This is a genomic window from Allobosea sp. OAE752 (assembly GCF_050433265.1).
Taxonomy (GTDB): domain Bacteria; phylum Pseudomonadota; class Alphaproteobacteria; order Rhizobiales; family Beijerinckiaceae; genus Allobosea; species Allobosea spartocytisi.
The window spans coordinates 424,686-440,489 of sequence record NZ_JBNPXO010000003.1; the positions used below are offsets into that span (position 1 = coordinate 424,686).

The window sequence follows — 15,804 nt, forward strand, 5'->3', positions numbered from 1 at the left end:
CATCGGCCCGACCTCACGGCCCCATGATATGGTTCGGCAGCCAGGTCGTCAGCGGCGGCCAGAGCGTGATCGCGGCCAGCACCACCAGCAGCGGCACGAGCCAGGGCAGGATCGCCTTCGACATCGCCTCGAAGGAGACGTTGGCGATGCGCGTCACCACGAAGAGCACGACGCCGATCGGCGGATGGATCGTCCCCAGGATCAGGTTCAGGATCATGATGATGCCGAACTGAACCGGGTCGATGCCAAAGCTGTTCGCCGCCGGCACCAGGATCGGGATCAGGATCAGCATCGCCGCCAACGCCTCCATGAAGCAGCCGACGACGAGCAGGATGAGGTTGCAGACCAGCAGGAAGACGAGCGGATGCGCGATCGTCTCGACGATCAGCGGCGTCAGCGTCTGCGGCACGCGCGAGATCGACATGCACCAGCCGAGAGCGCCCGCGGCCATCACCAGCACGGCGACGAGCCCCATCGTCTCGACCGTGTCGATCAGGATCGGCCAGAGCTGCTTCACCTCCAGCGTTCGGTAGACGAAGAAGCCGAGGAAGAGCGCGTAGAGGCAGGCGACGGCCGCCGCTTCCGTCGGCGTGACGAGGCCCGAGAACATGCCGCCCAGGATGATCGGCGGCGTCATCAGCGCGAAGAAGCCGTTCAGGAAGCTGCGGCCGATCTCGCGGAAGCCCTTGAACCCTTCCTTCCGGAAGCCCTGTCGCTTGGCGATGAACATCACCATCACCATCAGCGACAAGCCCATCAGGATGCCGGGGATGACGCCGCCGATGAACAGCCGCCCGATCGAGACATCCGCCGTGACGCCGTAGATCACCATCGGCAGCGAAGGCGGGATGATCGGCCCGATCGTCGCCGCCGCGGCGGTGATCGCCGCCGCCGTCTCCGGCCGGTAGCCGGCTTTCTGCATGGCGCGGATCTCGATGGCGCCCGAACCCGCCGCATCCGCCACCGCCGAGCCGACCATGCCGGCGAAGATCATGCTGGTCAGGATCGAGGCATGGGCATAACCGCCGCGCAGCCAGCCGATCACCGAGGTCGCGAAAGCGACGATGCGGTCGGTGATGCGCGCCGCCGCGAGGATGTTGCCCATCAGGATGAAGAGCGGCGCCGCGACGATCGGGAAGGAGTTCATCGCCTGCGCCATCTTCTGCGGCACGATCGAGGCCGAGAGTTCGCCGATCAGCACGAAGGCGAAGGCGGCGAGCCCCATCGAGGCGAAGAGCGGGAAGCCCGCCAGGATCGACAGCAGCCAGACGGCCGAGATCTTGAAGATCAGCGCGCTCATTCGGCCGGCTCCTGCAGCGTCGCCGCGACCGGCTCATAGGGAGAGGTCCGCCAGTTCATGAGGTTGCCGACGAATTCCGTGAGGCCCTGCAGCACGGTCACGATGCCGGCCAGCACCATCGGCGCGTAGAGCAGCCCCATCGAGAGCGGCACGGTCGTCGCCTCGAGATCGTAATTGGCCTGCACGAGATGGATGGAATACCAGACGGTCAGGCCGCCGAAGACGACCATGGCGAGCTGCATGAGCGCTTCCGCCGAGCGCCATCCCCGCGCCGGCAGCATGTCGTGGAAGAAGCGGATACGGATATGGGCGCGCCGCCGGCTGGCAAGGATCCAGCCCACGACCGCGACCCACAGCATCAGGAAACGCGAGACCTCGTCGGTCCAGATCAGCGGCTCGCCGACGGCGCGGGTGACGATGCCGAGCGACACCGTGACCAAGAGCGCAACGAGGAGAATCGCGGCGATCACCTCCATCACCCGGTCGAACAGCCTGGGCCAGAGCGTCATGCGGATTGCCTTTTCTCGATACCTGGAAGCCCGAGCTCAGCCCTCGTCCTGATGAGCGCTCCTAAGGAGCGCGTCTCGAAGGATGGTCCAGTTGGTTCCGGAGTCTCCGGGAACATCCTTCGAGACGCCGCTTCGCGGCTCCTCAGGATGAGGGCTGAGCACAGGGAAAGGTCACAGCGCCTGGATGCGATCCCAGAGCCCCTTGCCCCATTTGCTCTCGAACTTGGCCGGGACCGTTGCCAGCACCGGCTTGCGGAAAGCCTCGTTGTCCGGCGTCGTCACCGTCATGCCCTGCTTGCCGAGGCTCTCAGCCAGGCTCTTCTCCTGCTCCAGGATCTCGTTGTCCTGCCAGGCCGCGGCTTTGTCGACGGCGGCGACGATGACGGCGCGATCGGCCTGCGGGATCTTCTGCCAGGCGGCCTCGTTCACGATCACGAGGCGCGGCGTGATGATGTGCGCCGTCAGCACGAGGTATTTCTGCACCTCCGCCAACTTGGCCGAGGCGATGGTCGGGAGCGGGTTCTCCTGCCCGTCGACCGCGCCCTGCGACAGCGCGAGGTAGAGCTCGGAGAAGTTCAGCGGCGTCGGCCGTGCGCCCCAGGCCTCGGCCATGGCGCGGAAGGTGTCGACCTCCGGCACGCGCAGCTTGAAGCCCTTCATGTCCTCGACGGAGTTGATCGGCTTCTTGCCGCTGGTGAGGTGGCGCACGCCATAATAATTGACGCCGATCATGCGCATGCCGCGCTTCTCGACCAGCGCCTTGTTGAGCTCGTCGATCAGCGGGGATTTCAGCGCCCGCGTCATATGCGCCGCGTCCTTCCAGATATAGGGCGCCTCGATGATCGAGAGCTGCGGCACGAACTGGCCGAGCTGCGCCGCGCCTTCCGTCACCATGGTCAGCGCGCCCGATGCGACCGACTCGACCATGTCCCGCGACGAGCCGAGCTGCCCGTTCGGGAAGGACTGCACATCGATGCGCCCGCTTGTCTTTTCCTTGATCTCGGCGCCGGCCTTCACCGCGCTCTGCGGCGAGGGGTGGGTCGCCGGCTGGCCGTCGGCCCAGCGCAGGACGAGGGCCTGCGCCCGCAGGATCGAGGGGGCGGCGATGGCTGCCGAGCCTGCGGCAGCGGCGGCCAGGAAATCGCGTCTGCTCTGCTTGATCATCTCTGTTTCCTCCGGAGGCGGCCGGTGTTCCGGCTCGTTATGGTCTTCGCTCTCAGTATTGCATCGCCCGCGTCCGGGCGTTGCCGATATGGGTGGCCATCGCCGCAGCGGCGCGCTCGGGATCGCGCGTCTCGATCGCCGCGATGATGGCGAGATGGTCCTGCATCACCGGGATGATGATGCTGTTGTGGATGCGGGTCTCGTATTGCCGGATCAGCCGGATCTTGAGCCAGGTGACCCGGAAGGCTTGGGCAACGATCTCGTTGTCGAGATGGTCGATGATCGCCTCGTGCATCAGCCGGTCGATGTCCTCGGCATCCTCGATCAGCCGCTCGTCGCCGCCGGCCTCGGCTCGGGCGACGATCGCCTCGTGCCGGGCCCGCTGCTCGGCGATCTCGGCGTCGGTCGCGTTCTGCGCATAGAGCGCCGTCGCCTCCTTCTCGAGGAAGAGCCGGAACTGGAAGGCGTTGCGGATCAGGTTCAGGTCGACATGGGCGACCTGCATGCCGCGCTGCGGCACGGTCTTGATCAACCCCTCGGCTTCGAGACGCGGAATCAGCTCGCGAATGGCGCCGAGCGGAAAGCCGGTCATCGCCACGAGCTCGCGCTGGGTCACGAACTGGCCGGGCTTGATCTCGCGCGCCAGCAGCCGCTCGGTGAAGGAGGCATAGGCGCGCTCCCTCAGCTTCAGCGGCTCGCCTTCGCGCGGTTCCTGCTCCGGCTGGGTCACATGTCCCTCCCTCGGGCCGCCTCCTTCAGGCGGCTTTCGCCTGCGTGATCGAATCGAAGGCTGCAAAGAGCCGCTTGCGGGTGGCCTCGTCCAGTGCTTCCAGCGGCGGGCGCATTGCCCCATAGCCCGGATCGCCATGGACATGACCCGTCAGCGCCTTCACCGCCGCCAGCACCGGATAGGAGCAGATCTCGTCGACGAGCGCATTCACCACCGGGCTGTCCTTGCCCTCGTAGACCATCGGTCGCAACAATGCCGGCACCAGATTGGCGACGCCGCAGATCGAGCCCTGCGCACCGTTGCGCACCGCCCTCGCGAGCTGGCGCTCGTCGCCGACGAGAATGGCGAGCTCGCCATGCGCCTTCAGCAGCGCCTCGGTGTTGGCATAGTCGCCGGAGGAATCCTTGACGCCGGCAACGAGCCCGGGGAAGGCCGTCTTCAGCCGCTGCACCAGCCCGACGCTGATCTCGACCGCCGTCACCGACGGGATGTGGTAGAGGATGACATTGCGGGCCGAAGCGCCCAGCTTCTCGAAGAACTGCGAGAACCAGACATAGAGCCCTTCGTCGCTGACGCCCTTGAAGTAGAAGGGCGGCGCGACCAGCAGCCCCTTCGCCCCGGCATCGAGCGCGAGCCTGGACTGCTCCACCGCCTCCTGCATCGAGGCCGCGGCAATACCGGCATAGATCTGCTTGGCCGGATCGATCCCTGCGCCGATCAGCGCGCCCATCATCGCGGTCCGCGCCGGCAGGCCGAGCGCCGCACCCTCGCCCGTGGTGCCGAACAGCGTGACCGAGTCGCAGCCCTGCGCGAGCACATGCTTGGCATGGCGGACGAGGCGCGGCAGGTCGATGCCGCCGCCCTCCCGCATCGGGGTCGTGATCGCGCAGGAAAGGCCGAAGCGGGTCTTTTCGGAGGCCATGGAGGGAACTTTCAGAGCTGAACAGTGACTGACATGTTAGTACGAAGACAGATCGACTCGCAAGGGCTCCGCAGCGTCCTTGCGATGGTTCCGGCTAGCCGTCCTTGAGGCCTCCGGCCGACAATCCCGCGACGATCTGGCGCTGCGCGATCACGGTCACCAGGAGCACCGGCAGGGTCACCAGCAGCGCCGCCGCTGCCAGCGGGCCCCAGGAGATCTGCTCGAAGGTCAGGGAGTTGTAGACAGCCGAAGGCAGGGTGCGGCTCGCCTTGCCGCCGAGCACCACCGAGAAGATGAAGTTGTTCCAGGAGAAGATGAAGGCGAGGATGCCGCCGACGACGATGCCCGGCTTCGCCAGCGGCAGCGCGACATGGCGGAAGGCCTGCCAGCTCGTGGCACCGTCGATGCGCGAGGCGTCCTCCAGCTCCATCGGGATGTTCTCAAAGTAGCCGATCATGATCCAGACGATGATCGGGATGGTGATGACGAGATGGGTGATGACCAGCGCCGTGATCGTGCCTACCAGTCCCGTGATCTGAAAGAGCAGGAAGAGCGGGATGAGATAGGACAAGGCCGGCGTCATCCGCGCGATCAGGATCAGGATCGCGAATTTATGCGCCTTGCCGCGTGCGATGCCATAGCCCGCGGGCACGCCGACGATGAGGCCGAGCAGCACCGCACCGCCCGTGACCAGGATCGAGTTCCAGAGATAGAGCCCGAAATTGTTCTGCGCGAAGACGTCGACATAGTTCTTCAGCGTCGGCGGATCCGGGATGAAGACCGGCGGGAAGGCGGTGTTGTCGAGCTCGTTCTTGAGCGACAGCGAGATCATCCAGAGGAAGACCAGCACCGCCGGCGACACCAGCACGAAGACCGAGGCCCAGAAGCCGAGCTTTTTGGCGAAGCGGCCCATCACGCGTTCCACTTCGACTTCTGCCGCGCATAGAGCAGCAACAGCGAGAGCATGATGATGATGACGAAGAAGATCACCACGACCGAGGACGCGTAGCCGATCTTGTAGAACTGGAAGGCCTGCAGATAGAGGAAGATGTTCAGCGTCTCCGACGCCGTGCCCGGCCCGCCCTGGGTGATCACGAAGATCGTGTCGAAGGCCTTCAGCGCATCGATGGTGCGGATCACGATCGCCACCATGATGAAGGGCCAGACCAGCGGCAGCGTGATGTGCCGGAACATGTGCCAGTCATTGGCGCCGTCGATCAGCGCGGATTCATAGGGTTCGCGTGGCAGCCCGGCGAGACCGCCGAGCACGATCAGCATGACGAGCGGCGTCCAGTGCCAGACCTCGACCATCACCAGCGTCGGGATCACCGTCGCGGGATCGTAGACCCAGGCCGAGGGGCCGATGCCGAACAGCGAAAGCAGGTAATTCAGCACGCCGAGCTGCGGGTGGAACATCATCGTCCAGACCAGCGCGACCGCGACCGGCGTCGCCATCATCGGCATCACGAAGATCGTGCGCAGTAGCCCGCGAAAGGGAAATTCGCGATGGAACACCAGCGCCGCCGCCGTGCCGAACACGATCGGGAGCACCACCGCGAGGATCGTGAAATAGGCCGTGTGCCCCATCGATTCGAGGAAGCGCTGGTCCCTGGCCAGTTCGACAAAGTTGCCGAGGCCGACGAACTCCGCGCCGCCGCCGATCTTCCAGTCCTGCGTGGACATGAACAGCGTGAACAGCCACGGGAACACGATCACCGCCGCGATCACCAGCACCGCCGGCAACGAGAACAGCCAGTAGCGCGGCGTGAAATCCTGCGACGTTGTGGAGGTCGCGGGCGCCGCGCTGGCGAGATTGGCTGGCAGGGATGTACTGGTCATGCGTCTGGAACCGTCATGCCCGGGCTTGACCCGAGCACCTCTTCGAGAGTGTGCATTGGTGACGAGATGGCCGGGTCAAGCCCGGCCATGACGCCTCTTGCGCTCACCCCAGCTCGCTCTTGGCCAGCACCGGGGCGAAGGTTTCCGTCGCCTTCTTGAGCTCGCTCGCGACATCGGCCCCGCCGATCATGTTGGTCAGACCCACGCCGAAGACGTCGCGGAACTCGGTCACCGGCACGATCTGCGGCAGGCCGGCCCGGGCGATCTTGGCCGAGCCGAGCAGGCAATCGAAATACTGCTTGCCGAACTTCGACTGCTGGATCGTCTCGGTGTCGAGATAGGCCGAGGAGCGTCCGGGCGCGCCGGCGCCGGCCTTCAGCATGGCGATCTGGTTCTTCTTGTTGGTCATGAACTGCACATAGAGCCAGGCCGCCTCCTTCTTCGAGGAGCCGCGCGAGATGCCCATGCCGTCGGCGAACATGCCGGCGTGATGCGCCTTCGGCCCCGGCGGGGTGATGCCGTAGCCGACCTTGCCGACGATGCGCGACTTCGACGGGTCCTCCAGCGGCGTGGCGAAGCCGACGCCGTCGAGCCACATCGCCGCCCGCCCCTGCATGAAAGTGGTCTGGCACTCGTTCCAGTTGAAGCCGACCGAACCCACCGGCCCGGTCTCCTTGTTGAGCTTCTTGTAGAGCTCGCCGGCCCAGATCGCCTCCGGCGTGTCGGTGAGCAGCTTGCCGTCGGGCGAGGTCGTCTCCGAGCCCTGGCCGAGCATCAGCGATGTCCAGACCGGGACATTGGCGTTCTTCAGCCCGCGCGAGACGAAGCCGGCGATGCCCTTGGCGGGATCGTGCAGCTTCTGCGCGACGATGAACATCTCGTCCATCGACTTCGGATAGGCGACGCCCTTCGCGTCGAAGAGTTCCTTGTTGTAGTAGACGATCCAGTAATCGACGAAGAACGGCACGGTATCGAGCGAGCCGTCGGCCTGCCGGGCATAGGCGACCGGCCCGGCGCCGAAATCGGCGAAGTCGAAATCCGGCGCCGTCAGCGAGGCGTCCTTGATGTAGGGGTCGAGGTTCTCGAACCACTTGCCCTTGGCCGCCATGCGCTTCTGCACATGCAGCGAGATGCCGCTGACGTCGAAGCTCGGCTTGCCCGATGCGAACTCGATCACCGCCTTCTGGCGCTGCTGCTGCTCCGGCACCTGCTCGGAGGAGACCTTGATGCCGGTCAGCTCGGTGAATTCCTTCTCCGCCGCCTGCATCAGCTCGGAGCGGGGGTTCTTGACCAAGAGCACGTCGATCGACTGGCCGGAGAAGCGCTTCCAGTTGAACGGCGCCTGCGCACGCGCCTCGCGCAGCACCAGCGGCGCGGCGATGACGCCCGCGCCGGTCGCGGCGGCGCCGCGCAACAGCGCACGGCGAGTCGGCTTGAGAATGCTGTCGGTCATCGGCGTCCTCCCCAGGACCTGTGAAACGGTATTTCGCCCACTTGCAGGCGGCCCATTTTCGGGCTTTCGTCTCCGTCGCGGCAAGCTTTTGGGCTCCGCCGCGACAGCGACCCGGGCAGGACGCTAATCTGCTTTCAAGCCGGTTGCAAGCTAACATGTTGGCGTGCACATAGGGGACCGCGCCGGCCGAACGCTGCCGCCGCAGAGCCCAGGATCCGCATGGCGACGCGCATGACGAGCCCCTCTCCCAGCAAGCCGCCTGTCCCGCCGCGCATCGATTCCCACCAGCATCTCTGGCGGCTCGACCGCGGCGACTATGGCTGGCTCACGCCCGCGCTCGAGGCCATCCACCGCGACTTCGCCCCGGCCGATCTCGCACCGCTTTTGGCCACCCACGACATCGATGCCACCATCCTCGTCCAGGCCGCGCCGAGCGAGGCGGAAACGCGCTTCCTGCTCGAAACCGCAGCCGCCACGCCCTTCATCGCCGGCGTCGTCGGCTGGGCCGATTTCGCGGCGCCCGACGCCCCCGCCCGCATCACCGCGCTGGCCGCCGACCCGCTGCTGGTGGGCCTCAGACCCATGGCGCAGGATATTCCCGATCCGCACTGGCTCGCCCGGCCGGATCTCGCCCCCGCCTTCGCGGCACTGCGCGAGCACAATCTCGTCTTCGACGCGCTGGTGAAGCTGCCGCAGATCCCGGCACTGCTTGCCCTGCTGGAGCGCGAGAAGGAGCTTCCCGTCGTCATCGACCACGGCGCCAAACCTGATCTCACATCAACAGGCGTGGCCGGCGCCGACCTTGCCGCCTGGCGCGACGGCATCGCCAAGCTGGCTGCAAGGCCGAACACGGTCTGCAAGCTCTCCGGCCTCGTCACCGAAGCCGGGCCGGACTGGACGGACGCGACGCTGGCGCCTGCGGTGGCGCATCTCCTCGCCTGTTTCGGGCCGGAACGCCTGCTCTGGGGCAGCGACTGGCCGGTCGCGACGCTGCGCGCGCCCTACGCCGAATGGCTCGCAGCCGCCGAACGTCTCACCGCGACGCTCTCGGACGCCGAGCGGGCCGCAATCTTCGGCGGCAATGCGGCGCGGGTTTACCTTACGAAACATGGCCGAAATCCGGCCAAAATCGTCAGCGACAGTTCATCTTCGCGGGACTAGCCTCATCCTTGCTGCCCGACCGCCCGGAATGATCCGTCCGGCCGCAGCGGCATCGACAAGCACCCCATACGGGGGAGGATCATCATGACACAGACCAGATTCGCGCTTGCTGCCGGCCTTCTCGCGCTCGCCGGCGGGTTCATGATCCAGGCTTCGACGCCGGCGCTCGCGCTGACGATGAAGGAATGCAGCACCAAGTATCAGGCGGCCAAAACGGGCAACGCGCTCAACGGCCAGTCCTGGAACGACTTCCGCAAGACGCAATGCGGCGACAGCGCCACCGCGGCCCCTGCCTCCGCCCCGGCAGCCACGACGGCGCCCGCTCCGGCCGCGCCGAAACCCGCCGCCACGACCGCCGCCGCACCGGCAGCGCCGAAGCCGATGGCGGCCCCCGCCCCGGCCGGCAACGCCGTGTTCCCGAGCAAGGTCGATCCGAAATATTCGCAGCTCTCGGCCGGCAAGCAGCGCTTCAAGACCTGCGACGACCAGTACAACGCCAACAAGGCCACCAATGGCAATGGCGGCCTGAAATGGATCCAGAAGGGCGGCGGCTATTACAGCCAGTGCAACGCCCGCCTGAAGGGCGCCTGAGCCGGTTCCGCGCCGCGCATCGCATGGAAACGCATCGTCATTCCGGGCTAGACCCGGAATGATGATGCGCACCCCTAACAAATCGGCGGGGACGCCCGTCCCACAGTGCCCGGTTGCGGGCGCATGGCGTGGCGATCAGCCCTTCACCGGCGGATGCGTCGCGTGGAGGCCCGGCGCCAGCTCCTGCGCCAGCGCGGCGAGCACGGGATCATAGACCCCCATCTTGCGCAGATGCTCATGGGTCTGCAGCACATAATCGGGATTCTCGCCCGACTGGCCGCGCCCCTGGCGAACCAGCTTCAGCAAGGCGGCGGGCGGCAGCTTGCCGGCATATTGCAGGTGATGGCGGTCCGCGACATAGACCAGCCCCTCGACCCGCCGGCCATCGTCCAGCCGCAACGGAACACGGCGCTCGAGATAGACCGCCGTCGCCTGCTCGCGCGCCCTGAGATAGGCGACCGTCTCCTCCGCCCGGCCGGCCTCGACCCGGAACGCCAATCCCCGGCACACCCCGCCGCGATCGAGCCCGAGCACGAGGCCCGGCCGGTCCGGCGTGCCGCGATGGACATGCGAGAAGACGCAAAGCGAGCGGTGATAGCCATGGAGCTTCGCCGGAACGCTTTCCGCAAAGGCGAATCCCGGCCGCCAGATCAGCGACCCGTAGCCGAAGACCCAGAGATCCGCCGCATCGCTTTCGCTCGTCATCGCCGTCTCATCATTTGGCCATGCCGGCCTGCTTGGTGGCGGGCATCCGCCACTCTGGCATCCGCCGTTCTGGCGAGCTAACAATCGGCCCGCCTTCGCGCAAGGAACGCCTGCCGCATGACCGACCTCTCCCCGACGCGCCGCCAGAGCCGCTTCTGGCTCTATGCCCCCTTCGGCCTCCTCGTCGTGCTGGCGGCGGCCTGGTCGGGCTTCTGGTTCTATGTCCATGGCCGCACCGTCGCCGAGATCGACAAGGCTCTCGCCAAGGAGGCCGAGCGCGGCCGGAGCTGGACCTGCAACAACCGGACCGTTCGCGGCTTTCCCTTCCGCATCGAGGTCCGCTGCGATTCGCTCGCCCTGACCTCGACGCGCTGGGGCGATGCCGTGCGGGTCGAGACCGGCCCGGCGCTGGCTGTCGGGCAAATCTATTCGCCGGGCCTCGTCATCCTCGAAGCGACCAGCCCCGCCCGCGTCTCCCTGCCGGAAGGCCGCAGCCTCGACATCACCTGGAAGCAGCTCGACGCCAGCCTGGCCTGGCGCGATCCGCAGCGCTTCGCGCTGGTCGCGGCGGAGCCGAACGCCACCCTCACCACGCCGGGGCAGGCCGCCGAGAATTGGCGCGCCGCTTCGCTGGAAACGCATCTGCGCCGCAATCCGGACCGCCCGGCAACCGATCAGGCCGTCGATATCGCGCTCTCCGCCAAGGGGACCGTGCTGCCGGTGATCGATGCCCTGCTCGGCACGACCGATGCCGGCACGATCGACCTGCAGGCGACGCTGACCCAGTCAGAGGCCTTCCGCCAGGGCTTCAATCCCGATGCGCTCGAAGCCTGGCGTAACGCCAACGGCGTCCTCGACATCACGCGCCTCGCCACGACCAAGGGCGCGGCCCGCATCGACGGCAGCGGGCAATTGCTGCTCGACCCGACCCACCATGTCGGCGGCGATCTGCAACTGGCCGCTGCGGGCATCCAGCAGATCGGCGGCGTCCGCGTCGGCAATCTGCTGGGCGGGCTCGGCGGCCTGCTGGGCGGGCGCGGCGGCAGCGCCGCCGCCACGGCTCCCGGCCTCACGCCGCTGCCGCCGGTCTCGCTGCGGGAGGGCCGCGTCTTCCTCGGCCCGATCCGCCTGCCGCTGAAGCCGCTGCAGCCGCTGTATTGAGGCGGCGCGCCTCCCCTCGTCATGGTCGGGCTCGACCCGACCATCTCGGGAAGCGGAGGGGTCAACGCCTTCTCCGGCAGAAGCTTGCCGAGCCGCAGCCAGGTGCTCGTTGAAAATGTCGAGCAAATGAAAAGGGGCGCCGAAGTGCCCCTTTTTAAATTCTCTCGACGTCGATGATCGCGGTCACGCCGCCGGCAACGCCGCGCGCGGTGCCTCGATGCGGGTGATCGCCTTCTTCACCGCGTCCTGCACCTTCTCGAAGGCACGGACCTCGATCTGGCGGACGCGCTCGCGCGACACCCCGAACTCCTCGGAGAGCTCCTCCAGCGTGATCGGATCCTCGGCGAGGCGGCGCGCCTCGAAGATGCGCCGCTCGCGCGGATTCAGCACCTCCAGCGCCTCGTGCAGCGCCGTATGGCGGTTGCTGGCCTCCTCCGAATCGGCGAGGCGCCGCTCCTGGCTCTCGGAATCGTCGACCAGCCAGTCCTGCCATTCGCCTTCGCCATCCTCGCGCAGCGGGGTGTTGAGCGAAGCGTCGCCGCCGAGGCGGCGGTTCATCTCGACCACGTCCTGCTCGTTGACGCCGAGCTTGGTCGCGATCTGCTTGACCTGATCGGGGCGCAGATCGCCCTCGCCCAGCGCCGCGATCTTGCTCTTGGCCTTGCGCAGGTTGAAGAACAGCTTCTTCTGATTGGCCGTGGTGCCCATCTTCACCAGCGACCAGGAGCGCAGGATGTATTCCTGGATCGAGGCCTTGATCCACCACATCGCATAGGTCGCGAGCCTGAAGCCCTTCTCGGGCTCGAAGCGCTTGACCGCCTGCATCAGGCCGACATTGCCCTCGGACACGACTTCGCCGATCGGCAGGCCGTAGCCGCGATAGCCCATGGCGATCTTGGCGACGAGGCGCAAATGCGAGGTGACGAGCTTATGCGCCGCGTCGCGGTCGCCATGCTCGCGCCAGCGCTTGGCCAGCATGTATTCCTCGCTCGGTTCCAGCATCGGGAACTTGCGGATTTCATCGAGATAACGTGAGAGTCCACCCTCGGCGGACAGGACAGGCAGCGAAGCACTCGCCATGCGCGTGTCTCCTCGTCGAGGCCCCCGCTGTGCGGCGGGCCCACCGCGCGATCAACCTTCGCGCAGGTTTCGGACAATGCGAATTGATCCAACGCAGAAACCGGTCGGGAGTTCGGCGGGATCGATTGCGTGCGGCGCCCCCTTGGCCATCCGCATCCGACAACCCCAGTATATGCGAACTCACTCTGGCGGAAAGGTGGCAGGAACGCCCGATTGGCTCACAGCCTCGCGAGCGCTGTTTGCAGTTTCGCAAAATCCTCGGGCGGATCGGATTCGAACAGCATCTCCTCGCCCGTCGCCGGATGCGCGAAACCGAGCACCGCCGCATGCAGCGCCTGCCGTCCGAGCGCCGCCAGGGCCTCGCGCGCCTCCTCCGGCAAGCGCACCGCCTTGGTCGCGAAACCGGAACCGTAGAGCTGGTCGCCCAGAAGCGGATGGCCGATATGACTCATATGCACGCGAATCTGATGCGTGCGCCCGGTTTCGAGCCGGCATTCGATCAGGCTCGCCAGCGGCTCGGTCTCGTCGAGCCCCTTCAGAAGCGGCGGGTAGCGCTCGATCAGGCGAATATGCGTGATCGCCTCGCGGCCGCGCCCCTCCTTCACCACCGCCATTTTTTCACGATTGCGGTTGGAGCGCTCGAGCGGGGCGTCGATCGTGCCCTCGCGCAGGCGCGGCGTGCCCCAGACCATGGCGAGATAGGCACGCTGCAGCGGCCCGGTACGGCCATGGTCGGCGAACTGCTTGGCGAGCTTCTGATGCGCACGGTCGTTCTTGGCGACGACGAGCAGGCCGCTGGTATCCTTGTCGAGCCGGTGGACGATGCCCGGCCGCCTGACCCCGCCGATGCCGGAAAGGCTCTCGCCGCAATGGGCGATCAGCGCATTGACGAGCGTGCCGTCCTCATGCCCTCCCGCAGGGTGCACGACGAGCCCCGCCGGCTTGTCGATCACGATCAGGTGCTCGTCCTCGTAGACGACGTCGAGCGGGATGTCCTGCCCGACCGGATCGGGCGGCTTCGCCTCCGGCATCACCAGGGTGATGGCGTCGCCTTCGGCCACCTTGCGGCTGCCATCGCTGACGGGGGTTCCGTTGAGGCCGACACCGCCTTCCTTGATCACCTGCTGCAGCCGCGCCCGCGAAATCTCGCCGGCAAGCATGGCGAGCGCCTTGTCGAGCCGAAGGCCCGCCTGCTCCGCCCCGACCTGCAGGGTCACCATGCCGTTGTCCTGGCCGCTCTGGCCGTCCTGATCACAATCCATGCCGTCGCTATAAGGTGCATGACGGCCGGCCGCACGCCTTTTCCGCGAACACCCATCGTCATGCCAGGGCTTGACCCGGTATCGTCTCAGGAAGGCGAGGCACGAGCGAACCGCAACCTGCCTCCTCTCCCCTCGCGGGAGAAGGCTGGAGCAAGGGGGCGCCCGACCCCTCATCCGTCAGCGCTGCGCGCTGCCACCTTCTCCCGCAAGGGGAGAAGGGAAGGCCCCGCTCAGCCGAACAGGCGGAAACCGCTCTTCTTCGGTTCGCCCGGCGGCTCCTCATCCGGCCCGGGATCGTCGGGCGCGTGCGGAACGGGGAAGATCACCGGCTTCGGCGGCACCGCTTCACGGGCCACAGCGCCATGGGCCGCGGAGGCCGTAGAGTTGGCCGCCCCGGCAGGCTTCGGCACCGGAGCGGGCTGTGCTTCCGGCTCCGGCTTCACAGCCGGCTCGCTCTTGATCTCGACCTTGGCCTCGACCGGAACCGCAGGAGCGGGCTTCGGCTCCTCCTTCGGCGGTGCGGACACCACGACCGCAGCCGGCTCGACGACGGTGACGCTCTCCGGCTTCACCTCGATCAGCTTGGTCGAATCGTCGAGATCCGCGAGCACGTCGTCCAGCGCCTGCGGCGGGCTGCCGAGCGTCGCTGGTGGCACCGTCCAGACGAAGGCGTCGAGCCGCCCGGTGATCGGCGAGACCGGCATCCAGTGATCGGAGACGAGCCCGTCCGCCACCCAGGCCGCGTCATGCGGTGCGCGCGTTGCCCGCCCCAGCCACTCGCGCACCCTGCCGGCGGCGCCATGTTCGGCCTCTTCCAGCTCCGCCATCAGCAGGCAGGCCCGCACCGAGGCCCCACCCGCGAGCAGAGGCTTCAGCGTGTCGCGCGCCTTCTGGAACTCGCGCGCCTGAATGGCCGCGCCGGCCAACACCAGTACGCTTTCCGGGTCGGCCGGGCGAAGCTTCGACAGCGTCATGGCGCGATTCAGCCGGTCGAGTGCGCTGTCGCCGAGGCGGACATCGAGATAGGCCGCCGCGACATCGGGATGCGGCGCCTCCCGCCAGGCCGCCTCCAGCAGCTTCGACGCCTTGCGCACATCACCACGCTCGGCCAACATCCGGCCGGCAAGCGCCGCCGCCGGGGTCAGCGCCGGCGCGAGCTTCACCGCTTCCAGCGCCGCGGCGAGCGCCCGCTCCGGCTCCTTGTCGCGGGCTTCCAGCGCTTCGGCCGCAAGCAGCACGGCGCGCTGCCGGCGCGCCTCCGCCTTGTCCGCGAGGCGCAGGGCCGCACGACGCTCGACGGCGGTGCGTGCCGCCTGCCAGTCGCCGGCATTGGTGTGGAAATCGAGCAGCGCATCGTTCGCCCAGGCGAGCGAGGGCGAGCGGCGCACGGCATCGTCGGCGAAGGCGCGCGCCGCCGCCATGTCGCCGCGGCGCTTGGCCTCGACGAAGAGCCCGCGCAGGCCGAGCACCCGCGTCTCCGAGCGGTCCAGCATCGCCTTGAAGGCGGCCTCTGCGTGAGCGCGATTGCCGGTGAGCTGCGCCGTCTGCGCCTCCAGCAGCAAGGTCAGCGGCTCGTTCGGCACGAAGCGGCGCGCCTCGCCGGTATAACGTCCGGCCGCGACGGGATCGCCCGCGCCGATCGCGACCATGCCGCGCGAAACGGCCTCGAAGCCGCGTGCCCGGCGCCGCGCCCGCGAGGAGAGGCTGAAGGCGGAAGGCAGGCCGAAGACGAAGCGGATGATGGCCCAGGCCAGCAACACCAGGAAGGCGAGCAGGACCACGCCGATCGCGCCGATCGCGACGCTGGTGTCGATGCGGTAGCCCTGCCAGATCACCGAGATTTCGCCCGGCCGATCGGCGAGCCATACCGCGCCGAAGGCAAGGCAGGCGAAGACGGCGAGGTAGACGAGAACGCGAACCATGGACC

Annotated in this window: 15 protein-coding genes; 3 read left to right on the forward strand and 12 right to left on the reverse strand. The window is 67.4% G+C overall.

The features are described from left to right. Positions 1–13: 13 nt before the first annotated feature. From GGC47_RS11190 to GGC47_RS11225, 8 genes are all read right to left on the reverse strand, one after another. Positions 14–1,300 carry a TRAP transporter large permease gene (locus GGC47_RS11190; protein ID WP_142022111.1) on the reverse strand — a complete coding sequence of 429 codons (1,287 nt, stop codon included), beginning with the start codon at positions 1,298–1,300 and terminating at the stop codon, positions 14–16. Further along, positions 1,297–1,809, reverse strand: a complete 513-nt coding sequence (locus tag GGC47_RS11195; protein ID WP_142022112.1) for a TRAP transporter small permease — start codon at positions 1,807–1,809, stop codon at positions 1,297–1,299. The genes GGC47_RS11190 and GGC47_RS11195 overlap by 4 nt, the downstream gene beginning before the upstream one ends. Before the next feature lie 171 nt (positions 1,810–1,980). After that, a complete protein-coding gene (locus GGC47_RS11200; RefSeq protein WP_142022113.1) occupies positions 1,981–2,973 on the reverse strand; it encodes a sialic acid TRAP transporter substrate-binding protein SiaP in 993 nt (330 codons plus the stop codon). Between the two features lie 52 nt (positions 2,974–3,025). Then, positions 3,026–3,703 (reverse strand): GntR family transcriptional regulator, encoded by a 678-nt coding sequence (locus GGC47_RS11205; protein ID WP_038363576.1) that lies wholly within the window; start codon positions 3,701–3,703, stop codon positions 3,026–3,028. Between the two features lie 25 nt (positions 3,704–3,728). Then, the gene (locus GGC47_RS11210; RefSeq protein ID WP_112763629.1) at positions 3,729–4,625 is read right to left on the reverse strand and encodes a dihydrodipicolinate synthase family protein; all 897 of its coding nucleotides are present in this window, start codon (positions 4,623–4,625) and stop codon (positions 3,729–3,731) included. Between the two features lie 94 nt (positions 4,626–4,719). Further along, entirely contained in the window at positions 4,720–5,538 is an 819-nt protein-coding gene (locus GGC47_RS11215) for a carbohydrate ABC transporter permease (RefSeq protein WP_038363572.1), read from the reverse strand. Next, a complete protein-coding gene (locus GGC47_RS11220) occupies positions 5,538–6,464 on the reverse strand; it encodes a carbohydrate ABC transporter permease (protein WP_370954629.1) in 927 nt (308 codons plus the stop codon). The genes GGC47_RS11215 and GGC47_RS11220 overlap by 1 nt, the downstream gene beginning before the upstream one ends. 103 nt (positions 6,465–6,567) lie before the next feature. Further along, on the reverse strand, positions 6,568–7,917 hold the full coding sequence (locus GGC47_RS11225; protein WP_429068035.1) for an ABC transporter substrate-binding protein: 1,350 nt from the start codon (positions 7,915–7,917) through the stop codon (positions 6,568–6,570). Between the two features lie 231 nt (positions 7,918–8,148). Here GGC47_RS11225 and GGC47_RS11230 point away from each other — a divergent pair, with 231 nt between their 5' ends. Then, on the forward strand, positions 8,149–9,078 hold the full coding sequence (locus GGC47_RS11230) for an amidohydrolase family protein (protein WP_429068038.1): 930 nt from the start codon (positions 8,149–8,151) through the stop codon (positions 9,076–9,078). An 84-nt stretch (positions 9,079–9,162) separates the two neighbouring features. Continuing rightward, complete coding sequence (locus tag GGC47_RS11235; protein WP_166652890.1) at positions 9,163–9,669, forward strand: hypothetical protein; 507 nt, start codon at positions 9,163–9,165, stop codon at positions 9,667–9,669. A 135-nt stretch (positions 9,670–9,804) separates the two neighbouring features. Here GGC47_RS11235 and GGC47_RS11240 read toward each other — a convergent pair whose 3' ends face one another. Continuing rightward, a complete protein-coding gene (locus GGC47_RS11240; protein ID WP_038363565.1) occupies positions 9,805–10,374 on the reverse strand; it encodes a gamma-glutamylcyclotransferase in 570 nt (189 codons plus the stop codon). Between the two features lie 117 nt (positions 10,375–10,491). Here GGC47_RS11240 and GGC47_RS11245 point away from each other — a divergent pair, with 117 nt between their 5' ends. Beyond that, positions 10,492–11,535, forward strand: a complete 1,044-nt coding sequence (locus tag GGC47_RS11245; protein ID WP_429068041.1) for a DUF2125 domain-containing protein — start codon at positions 10,492–10,494, stop codon at positions 11,533–11,535. A gap of 183 nt (positions 11,536–11,718) precedes the next feature. On the opposite strand, the gene rpoH is transcribed toward GGC47_RS11245, so the two are convergent. The 3 genes from rpoH to GGC47_RS11260 all read right to left on the reverse strand — a co-directional run bounded on the left by rpoH (position 11,719) and on the right by GGC47_RS11260 (position 15,799). Next, a complete protein-coding gene (gene rpoH / locus GGC47_RS11250; RefSeq protein WP_038363562.1) occupies positions 11,719–12,615 on the reverse strand; it encodes an RNA polymerase sigma factor RpoH in 897 nt (298 codons plus the stop codon). Between the two features lie 218 nt (positions 12,616–12,833). Continuing rightward, on the reverse strand, positions 12,834–13,835 hold the full coding sequence (locus GGC47_RS11255; protein WP_248311178.1) for an RluA family pseudouridine synthase: 1,002 nt from the start codon (positions 13,833–13,835) through the stop codon (positions 12,834–12,836). Between the two features lie 272 nt (positions 13,836–14,107). Next, positions 14,108–15,799 (reverse strand): heme biosynthesis protein HemY, encoded by a 1,692-nt coding sequence (locus tag GGC47_RS11260; RefSeq protein ID WP_429068045.1) that lies wholly within the window; start codon positions 15,797–15,799, stop codon positions 14,108–14,110. Positions 15,800–15,804: the final 5 nt, after the last annotated feature.